This is a genomic window from Mesorhizobium sp. WSM4846 (assembly GCF_055811415.1).
Genome location: NZ_JBVVPZ010000020.1, coordinates 41,882 through 59,968, shown reverse-complemented (window position 1 = coordinate 59,968; position 18,087 = coordinate 41,882). Strand labels below are relative to the sequence as shown.

18 protein-coding genes are annotated in these 18,087 nt (G+C 61.9%); 17 read left to right on the top strand and 1 reads right to left on the bottom strand.

From position 1 onward, the window contains the following. Positions 1–58 precede the first annotated feature (58 nt). Positions 59–2,869 (top strand): DNA gyrase subunit A, encoded by a 2,811-nt coding sequence (gyrA, locus tag AC0L15_RS18090; protein WP_091593714.1) that lies wholly within the window; start codon positions 59–61, stop codon positions 2,867–2,869. Between the two features lie 93 nt (positions 2,870–2,962). Here gyrA and AC0L15_RS18085 read toward each other — a convergent pair whose 3' ends face one another. Then, positions 2,963–3,115: a hypothetical protein gene (locus tag AC0L15_RS18085; RefSeq protein ID WP_473496679.1), complete on the bottom strand. Its 153-nt coding sequence runs from the start codon at positions 3,113–3,115 to the stop codon at positions 2,963–2,965. 336 nt (positions 3,116–3,451) lie between these two features. Here AC0L15_RS18085 and coaD point away from each other — a divergent pair, with 336 nt between their 5' ends. From coaD to AC0L15_RS18005, 16 genes are all read left to right on the top strand, one after another. Continuing rightward, positions 3,452–3,952: a pantetheine-phosphate adenylyltransferase gene (coaD, locus tag AC0L15_RS18080; protein ID WP_023801169.1), complete on the top strand. Its 501-nt coding sequence runs from the start codon at positions 3,452–3,454 to the stop codon at positions 3,950–3,952. 74 nt (positions 3,953–4,026) lie between these two features. Beyond that, positions 4,027–4,617, top strand: coding sequence for a peptidylprolyl isomerase (locus AC0L15_RS18075; protein ID WP_023801170.1), 591 nt, complete (start codon positions 4,027–4,029; stop codon positions 4,615–4,617). Positions 4,618–4,645: 28 nt separating this feature from the next. After that, the gene (locus tag AC0L15_RS18070; RefSeq protein ID WP_473496678.1) at positions 4,646–5,158 is read left to right on the top strand and encodes a peptidylprolyl isomerase; all 513 of its coding nucleotides are present in this window, start codon (positions 4,646–4,648) and stop codon (positions 5,156–5,158) included. Continuing rightward, a complete protein-coding gene (locus tag AC0L15_RS18065; protein WP_287247776.1) occupies positions 5,155–5,553 on the top strand; it encodes a hypothetical protein in 399 nt (132 codons plus the stop codon). Before AC0L15_RS18070 ends, AC0L15_RS18065 begins: the two co-directional genes overlap by 4 nt. A 12-nt stretch (positions 5,554–5,565) precedes the next feature. Next, positions 5,566–6,681 carry a tRNA preQ1(34) S-adenosylmethionine ribosyltransferase-isomerase QueA gene (queA, locus tag AC0L15_RS18060; RefSeq protein ID WP_473496677.1) on the top strand — a complete coding sequence of 372 codons (1,116 nt, stop codon included), beginning with the start codon at positions 5,566–5,568 and terminating at the stop codon, positions 6,679–6,681. Beyond that, positions 6,674–7,804, top strand: a complete 1,131-nt coding sequence (gene tgt, locus AC0L15_RS18055) for a tRNA guanosine(34) transglycosylase Tgt (protein ID WP_287247947.1) — start codon at positions 6,674–6,676, stop codon at positions 7,802–7,804. The genes queA and tgt overlap by 8 nt, the downstream gene beginning before the upstream one ends. A 218-nt stretch (positions 7,805–8,022) precedes the next feature. Continuing rightward, a complete protein-coding gene (locus AC0L15_RS18050; protein WP_027151945.1) occupies positions 8,023–8,259 on the top strand; it encodes an Lrp/AsnC ligand binding domain-containing protein in 237 nt (78 codons plus the stop codon). Positions 8,260–8,430: 171 nt separating this feature from the next. Next, positions 8,431–9,843: a circularly permuted type 2 ATP-grasp protein gene (locus tag AC0L15_RS18045; RefSeq protein ID WP_287247772.1), complete on the top strand. Its 1,413-nt coding sequence runs from the start codon at positions 8,431–8,433 to the stop codon at positions 9,841–9,843. A 56-nt stretch (positions 9,844–9,899) separates the two neighbouring features. Beyond that, positions 9,900–10,259 carry a four helix bundle protein gene (locus AC0L15_RS18040; protein WP_473496687.1) on the top strand — a complete coding sequence of 120 codons (360 nt, stop codon included), beginning with the start codon at positions 9,900–9,902 and terminating at the stop codon, positions 10,257–10,259. A gap of 63 nt (positions 10,260–10,322) precedes the next feature. Next, complete coding sequence (locus AC0L15_RS18035; RefSeq protein ID WP_236392442.1) at positions 10,323–11,264, top strand: alpha-E domain-containing protein; 942 nt, start codon at positions 10,323–10,325, stop codon at positions 11,262–11,264. A gap of 117 nt (positions 11,265–11,381) precedes the next feature. Further along, complete coding sequence (locus tag AC0L15_RS18030; RefSeq protein ID WP_473496676.1) at positions 11,382–12,176, top strand: transglutaminase family protein; 795 nt, start codon at positions 11,382–11,384, stop codon at positions 12,174–12,176. A 32-nt stretch (positions 12,177–12,208) separates the two neighbouring features. Then, complete coding sequence (locus tag AC0L15_RS18025) at positions 12,209–12,940, top strand: proteasome-type protease (protein ID WP_473496675.1); 732 nt, start codon at positions 12,209–12,211, stop codon at positions 12,938–12,940. 55 nt (positions 12,941–12,995) lie between these two features. Beyond that, positions 12,996–14,405 (top strand): pyridoxal phosphate-dependent decarboxylase family protein, encoded by a 1,410-nt coding sequence (locus tag AC0L15_RS18020; RefSeq protein ID WP_473496674.1) that lies wholly within the window; start codon positions 12,996–12,998, stop codon positions 14,403–14,405. Between the two features lie 126 nt (positions 14,406–14,531). Next, positions 14,532–15,299: a DeoR/GlpR family DNA-binding transcription regulator gene (locus AC0L15_RS18015; protein WP_128172387.1), complete on the top strand. Its 768-nt coding sequence runs from the start codon at positions 14,532–14,534 to the stop codon at positions 15,297–15,299. 139 nt (positions 15,300–15,438) lie between these two features. After that, positions 15,439–16,965 carry a glycerol-3-phosphate dehydrogenase gene (gene glpD / locus AC0L15_RS18010; RefSeq protein WP_287247767.1) on the top strand — a complete coding sequence of 509 codons (1,527 nt, stop codon included), beginning with the start codon at positions 15,439–15,441 and terminating at the stop codon, positions 16,963–16,965. A gap of 28 nt (positions 16,966–16,993) precedes the next feature. After that, positions 16,994–18,076: an ABC transporter ATP-binding protein gene (locus AC0L15_RS18005; protein WP_128244873.1), complete on the top strand. Its 1,083-nt coding sequence runs from the start codon at positions 16,994–16,996 to the stop codon at positions 18,074–18,076. The last annotated feature ends 11 nt before the right edge of the window (positions 18,077–18,087 follow it).

The window sequence follows — 18,087 nt, the reverse complement described above, 5'->3', positions numbered from 1 at the left end:
TTTCGGCCCGGCTTCCTATATAAGCACCGAGTGATTCCCGATTTGATTGTGACCTGATTTGACCGACCAGAAGACACCGCGCGGCGCCGACGGCGGGCCCACCGGCATCGAGCCGATATCCATCATCGAGGAGATGCAGCGCTCCTATCTCGATTACGCGATGAGCGTGATTGTCAGCCGTGCGCTGCCCGACGTGCGCGACGGGTTGAAGCCGGTGCATCGCCGCATCCTCTACGCTGCCCATGAGAGCGGCTACCACTGGAACCGCAAATATGTGAAGTCGGCGCGCCCGGTGGCCGACGTGATGGGTAAATACCATCCGCATGGCGACGCCTCGATCTACGACGCCTTGGTGCGGATGGCGCAGGACTGGTCGCTGCGCGTGCCGCTGATCGACGGGCAGGGCAATTTCGGCTCGATCGACGGCGATCCGCCGGCGGCGATGCGTTACACCGAATCGAGGCTGACCAAGGTCGCGCATGAGTTGCTGGAAGACATCGACAAGGACACCGTCGATTTCCAGGACACTTATGATGCGTCCGGCAGCGAGCCGAAAGTCCTGCCGGCGCGCTTTCCGAACCTGTTGGTCAACGGCTCCGGCGGTATCGCCGTCGGCATGGCCACCAACATCCCGCCGCACAACCTGGGCGAGGTCTGCAACGGCGCCATTGCCCTCATCGACAATCCGGCGATCGATCTGCCGGCGCTGATGGAGATCATTCCAGGGCCGGATTTCCCGACCGGCGGCATCGTGCTCGGCCGTTCCGGCATCTACAGCGCCTATTCGACCGGCCGCGGCTCTATCGTCATGCGCGGCCGCGTCAACGTCGAGGCGCGCGGCAACGACCGTGAATCGATCGTCATCACCGAGGTTCCCTACCAGGTGAACAAATCGTCGATGATCGAGAAGATGGCCGAGCTGGTGCGCGACAAGCGTATCGAAGGCATTTCCGACATCCGCGACGAGAGTGATCGCCAGGGCTACCGTGTCGTCATCGAACTGAAGCGCGACGCGGTCGCCGACGTCATCCTCAACCAACTCTACCGTTTCACGCCGCTGCAGACGTCGTTCGGCGCCAACATGGTGGCGCTGAACGGCGGCAAGCCGGAATTGCTGACGCTGACCGACATGCTGAAGGCGTTCGTCGCCTTCCGCGAGGACGTGATCAGCCGGCGCACGAAATTCCTGCTGCGCAAGGCGCGCGACCGTGCCCATGTGCTGGTCGGCCTTGCCATTGCCGTCGCCAACATCGACGAGGTGATAAAGCTGATCCGCAGCGCGCCGGATCCGCAGACGGCGCGCGAGCAGTTGATGGAGCGGCGCTGGCCCTCGGGCGACGTCGAATCGCTGATCCTGTTGATCGACGATCCGCGCCACCGCATCAACGAGGACGGCACCTACAATCTGTCCGAGGAACAGGCGCGCGCCATCCTCGAACTGCGCCTGCAGCGGCTGACAGCGCTCGGCCGCGACGAGATCGCCGACGAGTTGAACACGATCGGCGACGAGATCAAGGATTACCTGGACATCCTGTCGTCGCGCGCCCGCATTCAGCAGATCGTCAAGGACGAGCTTGCCGCCGTGCGCGACGAGTTCGGCACGCCGCGCCGCACCGAGCTGTCCGATGGCGGGGCGGATATGGAAGACGAGGACCTGATTCAGCGCGAGGACATGGTCGTGACGGTCAGCCATTCCGGCTACATCAAGCGTGTGCCGTTGTCGCTCTACCGGGCCCAGCGCCGCGGCGGCAAAGGCCGCTCCGGCATGTCGACCAAGGAAGAGGATTTCGTCACCCGGCTGTTTGTCGCCAACACGCACACGCCGGTGCTGTTTTTCTCCTCGCGCGGCATCGTCTACAAGGAAAAGGTGTGGCGCCTGCCGATCGGCAACCCGCAGTCGCGCGGCAAGGCGCTGATCAACATGCTGCCGCTGGAGCAGGGCGAACGCATCACCACGATCATGCCGCTGCCCGAGGACGAGACCAGCTGGGGCGAACTCGACGTGATGTTCGCCACGACGCGCGGCACGGTGCGCCGCAACAAGCTGTCGGATTTCGTCCAGGTTAACCGCAACGGCAAGATCGCCATGAAGCTGGAAGAGGAGGGCGACGAGATACTCGGCGTCGAGACCTGCACCGACAATGATGACGTGCTGCTGACCGCAAGCTCCGGCCAGTGCATACGCTTCTCGGTCAGCGACGTGCGCGTTTTCCAGAGCCGCAACTCGGTCGGCGTGCGCGGCATCGCCATGGCTGCCAGCGACCGGGTGATCTCGATGGCGGTGATCGAACATGTCGATGCGTCGCCGGCCGAACGCGCGGCTTATCTCAAGCGGGTGGCGGCCGAACGGCGGCTCGCCGCCGGCATTGCGGCGGGCGAGGACGAAGACTTCCAGCTCACCAATGAGGAGGTCGGCGAGGAGACGGAGCTTTCCGACGAGCGCTACGAATTCCTCAAGGCACACGAGCAGTTCGTGCTGACGGTGACGGAATATGGCTACGGCAAGCGCTCGTCTTCCTATGATTTCCGCCAGATAGGGCGCGGCGGCAAGGGCATCCGCGCCACCGATGTGTCGAAAGTGGCTGAGATCGGCCGTCTGGTCGCGACTTTCCCGGTCGGCAATGACGACCAGATCATGCTCGTCTCGGATGGAGGCACCGTCATCCGCGTGCCGGTCAACGGAATTCGCTTCGCCAGCCGCGCCACCAAGGGCGTGACCATCTTCAACACTGCTGACGGCGAGAAGGTCGTTTCGGTGGAGCGGATAACGGAACCGCAGTCGGACGAGGAAGCCGAAGAGAGTGTCGAGGGCGACGCAACTCTGGATACCGGTACTGAAGGCGCTGGCCCGGACAATAACGCCGAGTAGGTCTTGAACGCCGAGTAGGTCTTGAACGCCGAGTAGGTCTTGATGGGCGATGCCGGCCCGATGGACCGGCGCCGTTAACAGGCGGCGACCGGTCTAGAAGGGGCGTGAAGGCTTGCGGATACCGAAGCCTCCGAACCGCTTGGCATTGGACTTGGCGCGGACGCGCTCTGCTTCCTGATGCAGCCCGAATACGGTGGCGATGAGCATGGCGACGGTCATTGCGGTGGCGAGCATGTAGATCAGCATGTGCGTGTTCTCCTGCACCTAGCAACGATCAAATGGGGTTTTGGTTTCATCTTCTGAAGCTGCAATCTAATGAACGCTGCGTGAAGCCTTCGTGATCGGCCCATTCATTGGTCGTTCATCTCGGCCAAAAGGTTCACTCAAAGCGCATCGCGATTACCGTGGCTCAGGCGATGCGCTTTGAAGTCCTGTTTTGGGTGCATGCCGTTGTTCCAAACGGCTGTGCACCTCGGGTCGGGCCCTGAGTCAGGCCCAAGGGCAGGCTTTTGCGGCGACATGGATTGGCGGCTCGCCGATCGGATTTGCCTTTGCGAGAGAGGCTCGCTAGAAGCACCTGCCATGACCGAACGCATCGCCCTTTATGCCGGCTCCTTCGACCCGCCGACCAACGGCCATCTCGACGTGCTGAAGGCGTCGCTGGCCGTGGCGGACACCGTCTATGCGGCGATCGGCATTCATCCCGGCAAGAAGCCGCTGTTTTCTTTCGAGGAGCGGGTCGGCCTCATCGAAGCTGCGACGAAGGCCGAATTCGGCCGCGACGGCGCGCGCATCAAAATCGTGGCTTTCGACGGGCTGGTCATCGACGCTGCCAGGAAGCAGGGCGCCTCGATCATGATCCGCGGTCTGCGCGACGGCACCGATCTCGACTACGAGATGCAGATGGCCGGTATGAACGAGACCATGGCGCCTGAACTGCAGACGGTTTTTCTGCCCGCCAGCCCTTCGGTGCGAACCATTACCGCCACACTTGTCCGTCAGATAGCCTCGATGGGCGGCGACGTCCGCGCCTTCGTGCCGGCGGCTGTGGCTGGCGCACTCACCGCCAAGTTTGCGAAATAATGCATGTCGCCCAACGTGGAACCCGGTTTTGGAGCAACGACATGCGTGAAACAAAGGTTTTCGGAGAAAGATCCATGCAGCTCAAAAGGCTCGCCATCTGCTTTGTCGTTCTTTTCGGTCTTGTGACCGCATCCGTTTCGGCGTTCGCCGCCGATCCGGAAAACACCATGGTCATCACGCTGAAGGACGGCGACGTGACCGTCGCGCTCAGGCCCGATCTCGCGCCGAAGCATGTCGAGCAGATCAAGAAGCTGGTGCGCCAAGGCGCTTATGACAACGTCGCTTTCCACCGTGTCATCGACGGCTTCATGGCGCAGACCGGCGACGTGAAGTTCGGCAACATGAAGAACGGCTTCAGCGCCGATGCTGTCGGCACCGGCGGTTCCGATCTTCCCGACCTGCCGGCCGAATTCTCTCAGACCGAGCGCTATCAGCGCGGCGTGGTCGGGATGGCCCGCTCGCAGGACCCGGATTCCGCCAATTCGCAGTTCTTCATCATGTTCGCGCCGGCGCCGCCGCTCGATGGCCAGTACACCATCGTCGGCAATGTCGAGAACGGCATGGAGTTGGTGGACAAGATCAAGAAAGGCGACGCGGCGCAGAACGGGGTCGTCACCGATCCCGATCGCATGATCAAGGTGCGCATCGCCGCCGACGGCAAGTAAACCCATTTGTTTCAAAGGATATTCTGACATGGCCGAGATCAAGGACCGCGAGAACGCGCTCATCATGGAAACGACCAAGGGCAAGGTCGTCATCGAACTGTTTCCCGATCTGGCACCCGGCCATGTCGGCCGTATCAAGGAACTGGCGCGCGAAGGCGCTTATGACGGCGTGGTGTTCCACCGCGTCATCGACGGCTTCATGGCGCAGACCGGCGACGTGAAATTCGGCAATTCCAGCAAGCCCTCTTTCGCACCGTCGCGCGCCGGCACGGGCGGCTCCGACAAGCCCGACCTGAAGGCGGAGTTCTCCAACGCCAATCACGGCCGCGGCACCTGCTCGATGGCGCGCTCGCAGAACCCGAACTCGGCCAACTCGCAGTTCTTCATCTGCTTCGACGATGCCGCCTTCCTCAACCGCCAATACACGGTCTGGGGCCAGGTCATCGAAGGCATGGACAATGTCGACAAGATCAAGCGCGGCGAGCCGGTGGCGGATCCTGACAAGATCGTGTCGCTGAAGGTGGCGGCCGACGTAAAATGACCTACCGAGCTGTCGCGGCGATCACTCTGATGCTTGTCGCGGCGGCTACTCCGGCGCTGGCGACAGAATCGATTGTTTGCAGCGCTGACGGCAACGCGGCATCGATCGACGTCCTGATGGGGCACACTGCCGTCATCGCGGTTGCGCGCGTATGGCTTGATGCCGGCGGCAGGAACTGGACCACCGACGGTCAGCCGGGTTCGACGAAAGTCATCGTCGGACAGGCATTCGAGGACGACCAGCAGATGGCGATCGATCTCACCGATGAGGGCATCAGCTCGATCGTAGCCAAATTGCGACTGGTCAAGGCCAGCGAACAGTCCAATTTCGCAATGGGCGGCACGCTGAGCATCGACGGTGTTGGCGCCTGGGCGGTGACCTGCCCGGAATTTTGAGGCGGGATTTTCTTGCGCGTCGATCTTTTCGACTTTGATCTGCCGGAGGAGCGCATCGCGCTTCGACCGGCAGGACCGCGCGACAGCGCCAAAATGCTGGTTGTCAGGCCGGGTGAGGGCCTCGAAGACCGGACGGTGCGCGAGCTGCCGTCGCTGCTCGAGACCGGTGACGTGCTGGTCTTCAACGACACCAAGGTCATTCCGGCACAGTTGAAGGGCATCAGGCGGCGCGGCGAAGCGGCGGCGCAAATCGAAGCCACGCTGCACATGCGGGTGGCGCCGGACCGCTGGCTGGCTTTCATGCGGCCGGGCAAGCGCATCGCCGCCGGTGACCGCATCCATTTCGGCCATGACGCCAGTTCCTGCTTTCTCGGCCAGCTCGATGCCACGGTGATCGAGAAGGGCGAGGCCGGCGAGGCTTTGCTTGGTTTTGACCTCTCAGGCCCGTTTCTCGACGAGGCGCTGCACGCCGTCGGCCACATTCCGCTGCCGCCTTATATCGCTTCGAAGCGCGACGACGACGAACGCGACCGCAGCGACTACCAGACCATATACGCCAGGGAGGAGGGGGCTGTCGCCGCCCCCACGGCCGGCCTGCATTTCACGCCCGAGCTTTTCGCCGCGCTCGATGCCAAGGGCGTCGAACGGCGTTTCGTCACCCTGCATGTCGGCGCCGGCACGTTTCTGCCGGTGAAAGTCGACGACACCGCCGATCACAAGATGCATGCCGAGATCGGTTCGGTCAGCCCGGAAACCGCCGAGGCGCTGAACGCGGCAAAGGCGCGTGGCGGGCGCACCATCGCCGTCGGCACGACGTCGTTGCGGCTGCTGGAGAGCGCCGCGCGGGAGGACGGCACGCTGGCCGGATGGTCGGGTCCGACAGATATCTTCATCACGCCCGGCTATCGCTTCAAGGCCGCCGACATGCTGATGACCAATTTCCATCTACCGCGCTCAACGCTGTTCATGCTGGTTTCGGCGTTTTGCAGTCTGAAAACAATGCGTGCGGCCTATGCGCATGCCATCGAGACCCGCTACAGGTTCTACTCCTACGGAGATGCAAGCCTTCTGTTCAAAGAGGAGAACGATGGACGCGCGCCCGGTATACGACAAGAATTCAATGACTAAGGCGTTCACCTTCGAGGTGCTGGCGACCGACGGCAAAGCGCGGCGCGGCTCCATCACCATGCCGCGCGGAGAAATCCGCACGCCGGCCTTCATGCCGGTCGGCACCGGCGGCACGGTCAAGACCATGTATATGGATCAGGTGCGCGGCGTCGGCTCGGATATCATCCTGGGCAACACCTATCATCTGATGCTGCGGCCCGGCGCCGAACGTGTGGCGCGGCTTGGCGGCCTGCATGAATTCGCCCGCTGGCCGCACCCAATCCTGACCGACAGCGGCGGCTTCCAGGTGATGTCGCTGTCGAAGCTGAGGAAACTGAACGAAAAGGGCGTTACCTTCCGCTCGCATATCGACGGCGCCGCCCATGAGATGTCGCCCGAGCGCTCGATCGAGATCCAAGGGCTGCTCGATTCCGACATCCAGATGCAGCTCGACGAATGCACCGCGCTGCCGGCCATGGAGAAGGAGATCGAGCGGGCCATGGAGCTGTCGCTGCGCTGGGCCGAGCGTTGCAGGACGGCGTTCGGCGACCAGTCCGGGAAGGCAATGTTTGGCATCGTCCAGGGCGGCGACATACCGGCCCTGCGGCTGCGCTCGGCACAGGCGCTGAAAGCGATGGACCTCAAGGGCTATGCGATCGGCGGGCTGGCGGTCGGCGAGCCGCAAGCGGTGATGCTCGAAATGCTCGACATCACCTGCCCGGAACTGCCCGCCGACAGGCCGCGTTATCTGATGGGTGTCGGCACGCCCGACGACATATTGAAATCGGTGGCGCGCGGCATCGACATGTTCGATTGCGTGATGCCGACACGCGCCGGCCGTCATGGCCTCGCCTATACAAGGCGCGGCAAGGTCAATCTGCGCAACGCCCGCCATGCGGACGATCCGCGGCCGCTGGACGAGGAGAGCGACTGCCCGGCCGCCAGAGATTATTCACGCGCCTACCTGCACCATCTGGTCCGCTCGCAAGAGGCGCTGGGAGCGATGCTGCTGACCTGGAACAATCTTTCCTACTACCAGAAGCTGATGCAGGACATTCGTGCCGCCATCGAAGCCGGCGCGTTCGAGGCGCGGGCGGCGGAAATTTCCGAGGCCTGGGCGCGGGGCGATATCCCAGCGATGTAATCGAGCCCCAGTGCTCAGCGGAGTCGATGCGCGCAGGCACAGCATGCGCTTGGCAGAGCATCACGGTTTCAGCACCCCGCGAACATTCGCCGGCTGGCTGCAGTTAAGCTTCTTCCTCCAAGTCGCGTTCCGCCTGAGCGCCGTCCTGATGCTTGAAAGCCGGGCGGCAGTCTGCCACAAGGGCGGCCTATGCGTGCAAGCTTGAGCAGGATCGGGCAATGAAGGCATTTTTCGTGCAGATAAAGTGCGATCTGGGCAAGTCCTATGACGTTGCCGGCGCGTTGGCCGATGCCGAGATCGCCTCGGAAATCTACTCGACAGCCGGCGACTACGATCTGCTCGCCAAATTCTATGTCGACGACGATGAAGACATCGGCCACTTCGTCAACGAGAAAGTGCAGATTCTTCCAGGCATCAAGGACACGTTCACGGTCGTCACCTTCCGCGCGTTCTGAGCGGCGCCTGCCGCCTGCCCGGGCACAAGGCAAAGCCTGACCCAGCCATATCGGCGCTGCCCTAATTTTAGGCAGGTCGCAACATACTGATCGCCAACATCCTGCAAATCACCGATTGCGCTTGATTTTCTCCGGTGACGCCAGTGAAATGGCCTGACAGGGAGTAAGCGATTGGCAGCGTTCGACGAAATGCTTCCGGAAATCTCCGGATTGAGAAAACCGTATTCGGCTTACGATCGCTGGCTGAAGGAGCAGGATCCGGCCAGGCTTACCGAAAAGATGCAGGACGCCGAACGCGTCTTTCGCAAGACCGGCATCACCTTTGCCGTCTATGGCGAGCAGGAAGCCTCCGAGCGCCTTATCCCCTTCGACATCGTTCCGCGCATCATTTCCGGCAATGAATGGCGACGGCTGACGCAAGGCATCGAGCAGCGCGTCCAGGCGCTGAACGCCTTTCTCGACGATATCTACCACCGCCAGGAGATTTTGCGCGCCGGGCGCGTCCCCAAGGAATTGATCGCCAAGAACGAGGCGTTCCTGCCGGAGATGATCGGGGTACGGCCGCCGGCCGGCGTCTACACCCATATCATCGGCGTCGATATCGTTCGCATCAGCGAGAACGAGTTCTATGTGCTGGAGGACAATGCGCGCACGCCGTCCGGCGTCTCCTACATGCTGGAGAACCGCGAGACGATGATGCAGCTCTTTCCCGAGCTGTTCCAGCAGATCAAGGTGCGGCCGGTGGAAAATTATCCGCAGCTCTTGCGCCAGTCGCTGGCAGCGGTGCGACCGCTGAGCACCAAGGGTGCGCCGACCATTGCCGTGCTGACGCCGGGCAGCTTCAACTCCGCCTATTTCGAACATGCCTTCCTTGCCGACCAGATGGGCGTGCAGCTTGTCGAGGGGCAGGATCTGCGCGTCGTCGATGGCCACGTCGCGATGCGTACGACCGAAGGCTACAAGCAGATCGACGTGCTTTATCGAAGGGTGGACGATTCTTTCCTTGATCCGCTGACCTTCCGTCCGGACTCAGCACTTGGCGTGCCGGGCATCATGGATGTCTACCGCGCCGGCAACATCACCATCGCCAACGCGCCGGGAACCGGCATCGCCGACGACAAGGCGATCTATTCCTACATGCCCGAGATCGTCGAATTCTACACTGGCCGCAAGGCAATCCTCGGCAACATCCCGACCTGGCGCTGCTCGGAGCCGGACAGCCTGAAATACGTGCTCGAACATATCGACGAGCTGGTGGTCAAGGAGGTGCATGGCTCCGGCGGCTACGGCATGCTGGTCGGACCGGCGGCGACCAAGAAGGAATGCGAGGATTTTTCCAAGAAACTTGCGGCAAGACCGTCGAACTACATCGCCCAGCCGACGCTGGCGCTGTCGACCTGTCCGATCCTGACCGACAAGGGACTGGCGCCGCGCCATGTCGATCTCAGGCCCTACGTGCTGGTATCCGACCGCATCCAGATCGTGCCGGGCGGGCTGACGCGTGTGGCCCTGAAGGAAGGCTCGCTGGTGGTCAATTCGTCCCAGGGCGGCGGGACGAAGGATACATGGGTGCTGGATGATTAGAGTGGGAAGTAGCGAGTAGGGAATAGCGAGTAGCGAATAGGGGGTGTGCGACGGCGATCAATTCTTACAGGGACCTGATTGTTTGGAAGGCAGCCATCGAATTGGCGGTAGATTGCTATTCTGTGACGACAGGGTTCCCGAGCAAGGAAGCATACGGAATGACCTCTCAGATAAGGCGCTCGGCGGCGTCAATCGCAGCAAACAACGCGGAGGGTCACGGACGAGAAAATACGGGAGCCTTCATTCAATTTCTGCGCATTGCTCAAGGTTCTCTTAAAGAATTGGAAACGCACCTGATCTTGTCCGGGAGAGTGGGCTTGGTGGTTGAGAAAGAGGGTGGTCGGTTGCTTAACCAAACCGAGGAGATCGGAAAAATGTTGCGTTCGATGATCAGGAGTCTGCAACAGAAGTCATGAAGTCTTTTTTCCCCTATTCGCTATTCGCTATTCGCTATTCGCTCGAGATCGAGGCAGATTGAGATGCTTCTCGGCCGCACCGCCAACGGGCTCTACTGGATGAACCGCTACATCGAGCGGGCGGAAAACATGGCGCGGCTGGTCGATGCCGGGCTGCGCATGGCGCTGACCCGCACCCAGAACGCCTCCGAAGAGTGGAATTCGGTGCTGCTCAGTGCCGGTTCGGACGCTGCCTTCACGCAGAAATATTCCGACTATACCGCCGCCAACGTTGCCGATTTCCTGCTGCGCGACACATCCAACCCGTCGAGCACGATGACGTCGATCGAAACGGCCCGTAACAATGCCCGCATGGTGCGCACCGCATTGACGCGCGAAACCTGGGAAAGCATCAACGAAGCCTGGATGTCGCTGAAGCGCATGCTGGCCAAGCCGATCGACGAACGCGACCTGCCCAGCGTGCTCGACGCGATCAAGCGCGAAACGGCACTGATCCGCGGCTCGTTCTACGGTACCATGCTGCGCAACGAGATCTTCGATTTCTCGCAGCTCGGCACCTATGTCGAACGTGCCGACAACACGGCGCGCATCCTGGACGTGAAATACTACGTGCTGTTGCCGTCGATCTCGTGGGTCGGCTCCACGCTCGACAACTACCAGTGGGAATCGATCCTGCGTTCGGTGTCGGCGCATCGCTCCTATCGCTGGGTCTACGAGGCCGACTACAAGCCGAGCAACATTGCCGACTATCTGATCCTCAACGTTCGCATGCCGCGCTCGCTGACCTTCTGCTACCGTTTCCTGACGGAGCATCTCAGATTCCTGGGCGACGATTATGGTGAGCGCCATGCCTGTCATGTGACAGCCGGCAAGACCCAGGCCATGCTGGCCGCCGGCTCGATCAAGGACATATTCGACGCCGGCCTGCATGAATTCCTGGCCAATTTCATCCGCGACAACATCAGGCTCGGCGACGAGATCGCGCAGGACTACAGGTTTTATTGAGCATGATCCCCGAAAGTGGAAGCCGGTTTCCCGAAAAGATCACGCTCAGGGGACGAGCATGATCCCGGAAAGTGGAAGCCGGTTTCCGGGAAAGATCATGCTCAGGGGACGAGAGCAATGCGGCTGAAGATCACTCACCGGACCGAATACCGCTACGATGCGCCGGTGCACTATCTGTTGCAGCGGCTGCGGCTGCTTCCAGCCAGCGGACCGACACAGACCGTCTTGTCCTGGGCGCTGAAGATCGAAGGGGCGCGCGAAGAGGTGCGCTTCACCGACCATTTCGGCAACGACACGCGGCTTTTGAGCGTCGAAGGCGAGCGCGATTTCATCACCGTCGAGGCATCGGGCGAGGTGGTGACACGCGACACATCAGGCGTCAGCGGGCCACATCAGGGTTTCGCACCGCTGTGGTTGTTTGGCCAGGAAACGCCGTTGACCACGATCGGCGGCGGTATTCGCGAACTCGCGGCCTCGGTCGGCGAGGGGGCCGATATCGAAAGGTTGCACCGGCTGATGGCAGTGATCGGCGAGCGCGTCGCCTATACGATGGGCACCACCAACGCGACGACCCCGGCCGAGGACGCGCTGGCGCTCAAGACCGGCGTCTGCCAGGACCACAGCCACATCTTTGCCGCCGCCGCGCGGGCCATGGGGTTTCCGGCCCGCTACGTCAGCGGCTATTTGATGATGGATGCGGCGGTCGAGCAGGCGGCGAGCCATGCCTGGGCCGAAGCGAATGTTGCGGGCCTTGGCTGGGTCGCGTTCGACGTCGCCAACGGCATTTCGCCCGACGAACGCTATGTGAAGGTGGCAACCGGCCGTGATTACCGCGATGCCACGCCCGTATCAGGAATTCGACTGGGACAAGCGGAAGAACAGCTTGCGGTGACCGTCACCGTGGAGCAGTAATCCCCGGCAAGATTTGCTGCCAAAGGGATTCGATGACCTATTGCGTCGGCTTGAAGATCGATCGCGGGCTCGTGTTCATGTCGGACACGCGCACCAATGCCGGCATGGATTCGATCTCTACCTTCAAGAAGATGCATGTTTGGGAGCAGCCGGGCGAGCGCGTCATCGTGCTGATGTCGGCCGGCAATCTGGCGACGACGCAAGCTGTCGTCAGCCTGCTTGACGAGCGCACCAAGGCGGTGGCCGATCGCCACGCCACGCTGCTTGAAACGCCGTCGATGTACCAGACGGTGCGGCTGGTCGGCGACACCGTCAAGGAAGTCATCGCCAGTTCGTCGCCGGCGGGCGAAAAGGCCGATTCCTACTTCAATGCCTCCTTCATCCTCGGCGGCCAGATCAAGGGCAGCGCGCCGCGGCTGTTCATGATCTATCCGGAAGGCAATTTCATCGAATCGACCGAAGACACGCCGTTCTTCCAGATCGGCGAGACCAAATACGGCAAGCCGATCATCATCCGCGCCTATGAGAAGGCGATGAGTTTCGCCGAGACGGTGAAACTGCTGCTGGTGTCGTTCGACTCGACGCTGAAATCGAACCTGTCGGTCGGTCTGCCGCTCGACCTGCTGTTCTACGAAAAGGACGCCTTCAAGATCAGCCTGAAGAAGCGGATCGCCCAGGACGACCAATATTATCGGACGATCTCGGACGGCTGGTCGAATGCACTGAAGGCTGCTTTTGCGAGCCTGCCTGACTTTCCCGAGTGAAAGCCTCCGTTTTTCGTGCTCTTTGATCGCTGGGCCCGATGCGACGGAGAGCAGGATGAATAGCAACGAATTCCGGGAATGGTCGCTGCGCGCGGCCGAATGGGGTGCCGACTACAGGAGCACACTTCGCGAAAGACCGGTGCGGCCGCTCGTCGAACCGGGCGAAATCTCCAGAAGCATCGACGTCTCGCCGCCGGAACATGGCGAAACGATGCAGGCAATCTTCGCCGACTTCGAGCGCAAAATCCTGCCCGGCATGACGCATTGGCAGCATCCGCGCTTCTTCGCCTATTTCCCGGCCAATGCCGCACCGGTCTCGGTGGTGGCCGAATATCTGGTCTCGGTTATGGCCGCGCAATGCATGCTCTGGCAAACTTCGCCGGCAGCGACCGAACTCGAGACGCGCGTCGTCGACTGGATGCGTCAGGCGCTTGGCCTGCCGGAAGGGTTTTCCGGCGTCATGCAGGATTCGGCATCGTCGGCGACGCTCGCCGCCGTGCTGACCATGCGCGAGCGCGCGCTCGACTGGCAGGGCAACAAGAAGGGCCTGCAGGGCCAGCCGATATTGCGCGTCTATTCCTCCGATCAGGTCCACACCTCCATCGACCGGGCGATCTGGGTGTCGGGCGTCGGCGAGGACAATCTCGTGCGCATTCCGGTTGCCGGCCGGTTCCGCGCCACGGATGTCGCAGCTCTCGAAGCGGCTGTCGTCGCCGACCGGCGGGCAGGCATGCTGCCGGCCGGCATCATCGCCTGCGTCGGCGGCACCAGCACCGGCGGCACCGATGATATCGCCGGCGTCGCCGCGGTGGCGAAACGGCACGGCCTCTATCTGCATGTCGATGCAGCCTGGGCCGGATCGGCGATGATCTGCCCGGAACACCGGCATTTCTGGGCGGGCGTGGAGCAGGCGGATTCCATCGTCTTCAACCCGCACAAATGGCTGGGCGCGCAGTTCGACTGCTCGATGCAGTTCATCCGCCGGCCGGAAGACCTGGTGCGGACGCTGGCCATCAAGCCGGATTACCTGGAGACGCATGGGCGCGACGGCCTCATCAACTATTCCGAATGGTCGGTGCCGCTCGGGCGGCGCTTTCGCGCACTGAAACTCTGGTTCCTGCTGCGCGCCCACGGGCTGGAAAATCTGCGGACCATGATCCGCAACCATGTCGCCTGGAGCGAAGCGCTGGCCGAGCGGCTGGCCAGGGAACCGGATTTCGAGATCGCCTCGGAGCCGATGCTGTCGCTGTTCTCGTTCCGGCATTTGGCGGCCGGCATCGATTCGGACGAACACAACCTGCGGCTGGTCAACGCGATCAACGACGATGGCCGCATCTACCTGACGCAGACACGGGTGGACGGGCGGGTCGCGATCCGCTTTCAGGTCGGTCAGTTCGAGACGACGGCGGCGGATGTCGACACCGCATTCGGGGTCATCACCGAAATCTCCCGCCGGCTGGCCTGAATTGGTCGGCGAAGTTGCGTCGAGGTTTGTCTTTGGACGCATGCATTTTTCGTTAGCCGCCCCCATGCCTTTTCACCGCTTTCGTTTTTCGCTATAGACAAGGAAAACGAAAACGGGAGGTCACCGATGTATCTGTCGCCACGTCATTCCGAGATCATCCAGATGGCCAAGGACAATGGCCGCGTGCTGGTCGAGGATCTGGCAACGCATTTCAACGTGACGCCGCAGACCATCCGCAAGGACCTCAACGATCTGTGCGACCAGCGCCTGCTTTCCCGTATCCATGGTGGGGCGCTGTTCCCGTCCGGCATCGAGAACATGGAATATGAGGCGAGGCGCAAGATCGCCGCCGACGAGAAGGAGGCGATCGGTCGCGCCGCAGCCAGGCTGATACCGGACAACGCCTCGCTGTTCATCAATATCGGCACCACGACGGAGTCGGTCAGCAAGGCGCTTCTCGATCATGCCGGCCTGATGGTCATCACCAATAATATCAATGTTGCCAATAGGATGCGTATATATCCTTCCATCGAAGTTGTTATTGCCGGCGGCGTCGTGCGCGGTTCCGACGGCGGTGTGGTCGGCGAAGCGGCGGTCGATTTCATCAGGCAGTTCAAAGTCGACTACGCGGTGATCGGCGCCTCGGCGATCGACCATGACGGTGCGTTGCTCGATTTCGATTTTCGCGAGGTGAAGGTGGCGCAGGCGATCATCGCCAATGCCCGGCATGTCATCCTCGTTTCCGACCAGACCAAGTTCGAGCGGACGGCGCCGGTTCGCATCGGCCACCTGTCGCAGGTCAACACTTTCATCACCGATCGCTGCGATATCCCGTCGGTGCGCAAGATCTGCCAGGAAGCAGAGGTTCAACTGATCGAAACCTCGCTCTCCTAGATGGTGCCGTTGATGGTGCCGTTGCGGCAACTCCTGCTCTTTATATTTCGTTTGACATTCGTTCCTATTTCGAAATAATCCCGACACGGTTTCGTAAAAACCTAAGAATGCTGCAATGCGAAATCCGGGAGGACTTTTTGTGAGCGCATCCCCGATCCATGACATCTTCGTCATCGGTGGCGGTATCAACGGCTGCGGCATTGCCCGCGATGCGGTTGGGCGCGGCTTCTCGGTGTTTCTTGCCGAGATGAACGATCTGGCCAGCGGCACGTCCTCGGGCTCGACCAAACTGATCCATGGCGGCTTGCGCTATCTGGAGTTCTATGAGTTCCGCCTGGTGCGCGAGGCGCTGATGGAGCGTGAGATCCTTTGGAAGAACGCGCCGCACATCATCTGGCCGATGCGCTTCGTGCTGCCCTATGCCAAGGGCCTGCGCCCGGCCTGGCTGATCAGGCTCGGCCTTTTCCTCTACGACCACATTGGCGGGCGCAAATTGCTGCCGGCGACCAGGACGCTGGACATGGCAAACGACCCAGCCGGCAGGCCGCTGAAGCAGTTGTTTCGCAGGGCCTTCGAATATTCCGACGGCTGGGTCAACGATGCGCGGCTGGTGGCGTTGAACGCCCGCGACGCCGCCGATCGCGGCGCAACGATACGAACCCGCACGAAAGTCGTCGACGCACGCCGTGAAGGCGAGTTCTGGACGGTCAGGCTGCAAAACACGCAGACCGGCGACACCGAGGAGGTCAAGGCGCGGCTTTTGGTCAACGCCGCCGGCCCATGGGTCGACCACGTGCTGTCGGCTACGGTCGGGTTGAACGACGTGCACAATGTCCGGCTGGTACAGGGCAGCCATATCGTCATCAGCAAGAAATTCGACGATCCGCGCGCCTATTTCTTTCAGAACAAGGATGGCCGCATCATCTTTGCCATCCCCTACGAGGAAGAGTTCACGCTGATCGGCACCACCGACCAGGACTTTTCCGGCGACCCGCGCGACGTGAAGATCAGCGATGCCGAGATCGATTACCTCTGTGCTGCGGCGAGCGAATATTTCGCGCAACCGGTCAAGCGTTCGGACATCGTCTGGACCTATTCCGCCGTGCGCCCGCTTTATGACGACGGCGCCTCGAAGGCGCAGGAAGCGACCCGCGATTATGTGCTGAAGACCGACGGCGGCGAAGGCACGGCGCCGATCGTCAACACCTTCGGCGGCAAGATCACCACCTATCGCCGGCTGTCGGAATCGATGCTCGAGAAAATCGAGGGTTTTCTCGGCAAGCGCGGCAAGCCGTGGACGGCAAACGCGCCGCTGCCGGGCGGCGATTTCCCGGCGCGCGGCTTCGACGCCGAAGTGGCGAAACTGAAAACGGCCTATCCGTTCCTCGATGCGCGTCTGGCGCGGCGCCTGACCCGGCTTTACGGGACTCGCGCAAGGATGCTGCTGGGCCTCGCCAGGTCGAATGCCGACCTTGGCCGCAACTTTGGCGCCGATCTCTACGAGGCCGAGGTACGCTACCTCGTTCAAAATGAATGGGCGATGACGGCCGAAGATGTATTGTGGCGCAGGACCAAGCGCGGCCTGCAACTGAGCCGCGAGCAGGCGGCAGCGCTCGACGAATTCATGCGCGGGATAAGCCGGCGCCATGTCGCGGCTGCCGAATAGTCATGCAGAAAGCCTGGGAGGAGGCATCATGCTGGAACTGAGAAACGTGTCGAAGACGGTCGGCGCGGCGGAGCACATACGCGACGTGTCCCTGACGCTTCAGCATGGCTCGCTCAACGTCCTGCTCGGGCCGACGCTTTCCGGCAAGACCAGCCTGATGCGGCTGATGGCCGGCCTTGACGTGCCGACATCCGGCTCGGTCTGGTTCGATGGCAAGGATGTCACTGGCATTCCGGTGCAGAAGCGCAACGTCGCCATGGTCTACCAGCAGTTCATCAACTATCCGGCGATGACCGTTTACGAGAATATCGCCTCGCCGCTGAGGGTGGCCGGTGCCGAGCGGGCAAAGATCGACAAGGAGGTGCGCAATGCCGCAGCCCTTCTCAAGCTGACGCCCTTTCTCGACCGCACGCCGCTCAGCCTCTCCGGCGGCCAGCAGCAGCGCACCGCGCTGGCGCGCGCCATCGTCAAGAACGCCAGCCTCGTGCTGCTCGACGAGCCGCTCGCCAACCTCGACTACAAGCTGCGCGAGGAGTTGCGCGCGGAATTGCCGAAGATTTTTGCGGCAACCGGCACCATCTTCGTCTACGCCACGACCGAGCCGCACGAAGCCTTGCTGCTCGGCGGCAACACGGCGACGCTTTCCGAAGGCCGCATCACCCAGTTCGGCCCGACGATCGACGTCTTCCGCAGGCCGAACGACCTCGTCACGGCCAGGACGTTCGCCGATCCGCCGCTCAACACGATCGTGCTGAAGAAGAGCGGTTCGAGCTTCCTTCTTGAAGGTGGGGTGAGCCTCCCGGTGCCGGCTGAACTCGTCGGTATTGCCGATACGAGTTACACGATCGGCTTCCAGCCCCACCATCTCTCCCTTGCCCGGCCGAGCCCGTCGGCGGTGGCGGTGAGAGCCAAGGTCTCGGTCACCGAGATCACCGGTTCTGAAAGTTTCGTGCATCTCGATTTCGCCGATGTCCGCTGGGTCATGCTTGAGCACGGCATCCTGGTGTTCGAGCCGGACCAGACCATCGAGGTGTTCATCGACCCGCGGCACATCATGGTGTTCGAAGCGAACGGCCGCTCGGCCGCGCCGCCACAGATGCTGGCGGCTTGAGGAGGAGGGCA